At 43.8% G+C, this 1930-nt stretch carries 3 protein-coding genes and 1 tRNA gene; all 4 read right to left on the bottom strand.

Features of this window, described 5'->3' with window-relative positions; translation table 11 throughout:
* Positions 1-122: 122 nt before the first annotated feature.
* Entirely contained in the window at positions 123-266 is a 144-nt protein-coding gene (locus tag MICAI_RS25970; RefSeq protein ID WP_008204374.1) for a hypothetical protein, read from the bottom strand.
* Between the two features lie 81 nt (positions 267-347).
* The gene (locus MICAI_RS16115; RefSeq protein ID WP_002780451.1) at positions 348-1397 is read right to left on the bottom strand and encodes an aromatic ring-hydroxylating oxygenase subunit alpha; all 1050 of its coding nucleotides are present in this window, start codon (positions 1395-1397) and stop codon (positions 348-350) included.
* Positions 1398-1458: 61 nt separating this feature from the next.
* A tRNA-Val gene (locus tag MICAI_RS16120) sits at positions 1459-1532 on the bottom strand.
* A 46-nt stretch (positions 1533-1578) separates the two neighbouring features.
* A partial coding sequence (locus MICAI_RS16125) for an arginase family protein (RefSeq protein WP_039900332.1) occupies positions 1579-1930 on the bottom strand: 352 nt, incomplete at its 5' end.

Raw genomic sequence — 1930 nt, forward strand, 5'->3', positions numbered from 1 at the left:
ACCCGTTAACTTTTCTTAACGTACCCCTGTTGATGGTAATATTTCTTAATAGACAGGGATGGATCATATTTGCTAAAAAGGAGATCAAGTCAAAAAAAAGAACCCTTGGCAACCTCTCAAAATTACCCGATGATATTATCAAAATTAGCCACAGCAAGAGGATTTAATGGCGAGACTTGTAGTCCTAGTTTAGGACAATGATTAGACTTAGAGAAAGCCTTAGATTTATGAAAGGTTTCCCCGATTTGCACCCAGTAAGAGGACATCAGAAATTCTCTTAATCCCTCCTAAAGCAGAGGTTATCACCTTTTGTCAAAGGGGAAGTCCAGTCATAAAATCATCGAATTCTAACTGCGCCACCGTAAAATTTGTGCTTTAATGGGGTTGACAAAATCCCGTTTTTCTGCTTGAGATTTTTCGTATTCCTGCTTGAGGCGATAATACCATTTGGCCTGGGTATCGGCATCATCAATTAACATCAAAGCTGGATGATAACTAAGTCCCTCCTGTTGTTTAATCACCACATCGCGATCCTGTTTGAGGAATTGTAGGGTTAAATAACGCAAAAGAGGGGTTAAAAATGCCAACCAAGGAATCGTATAGTATAAACTTTGATGGACTTCGCAGTGATTTTCATCGATGGGAGTAATTGCCGTAAAAGCACAGGCCAAATGGCGATCACCTCGTAGTATTTCTGTACGCACCGAGGGCAATTCAAAAACAATTTCAATCGATACTTTATTACCCAAAATTTTATAGGGTTTCGCACTTACAGGCATATCATAGGGAGCAAGACGAAAACCGAGGGGAACAGGTTCGTATTGTTTTTCCTTGACCCGAAATTGGCGCGGACCGCTGCGCCACCACCAAGAAGTATGAACGTAGGGACCGTGGGCCGGATCCATCAATCCCACCACTGCATGGTCAATATTGCAATCAAAAGTGATAGTTTCGGCTACTTTGGGGGTAAGTTTGCCAAAAGCGCTAATAGTCGGCACAGGAGGCAGATTTTCTTGATTAATTTCTCTTTTTGAGTCTGCCGGAATAAACACCCAGATATGACCTTGTATTTCACGACAGGGATAACTGGTGACACAAATTCTGCTAATATCAAGGCGATCGTGTTCAGTTAATGAGGGGATCTCAGAACAAACGCCATCGCTAGTGTTAAATTTCCAGCCATGATAGCAACAGTACACCCCATCTCCCTCAATCCAGCCATGGTGCAGCGGAATGCCACGATGGGGGCAAATATCCCGCAATGCGAACACTTCTCCATCCTCTCTCCTACCGACAACAATCGGTTCACCTAGCATTTTTTTGGCCATTAGCTGACCGGGTTTAAGTTTATTTGCCGGTGTGGCCACATACCAAAAGTCGCGCAGTAAGCTAGTCATAGGGTTTCTCTGGAGAGCTTCGATCGTTCATCCTATCATTAGAAATCAAGATTATACCTTATGGACGTAACTGGATTCGAACCAGTGACCCCATCGATGTCAACGATGTACTCTAACCAACTGAGCTATACGTCCGCACGAATTGTTATCATAACACGATTGCTTCTAATTAGGCAAGCCCCTAGGCAGTAAATTGATAGCCAATTAACTTATAAATTAACTTGGCAGTGGTAAATTCCGAGACCACCGAATCACTAATCGGGGCCAATTCCATCACATCGCAGCCAATCACTTGATGGGTTTGGAAAAGACGACGGAGAAAGCCTAGGGTTTGATGCCAACTTAACCCCCCCGGTTCCGGGGTTCCCACCCCCGGAATTAAAGCCGGATCGATGCCATCCACGTCTATGGTTAAAAATACCTTCTCGGTGGTAATTTTGGCGATCGCTTTTTCGATCCAATCCGGATCCTTGGCGATATCTCGATCCCAAATCACGGGAATCTGCTGTTTAGCGATTAATTCGGCTTCTTCT

The sequence above is a fragment of the Microcystis sp. T1-4 genome (assembly GCF_000297435.1).
Classification (GTDB): Bacteria; Cyanobacteriota; Cyanobacteriia; order Cyanobacteriales; family Microcystaceae; genus Microcystis.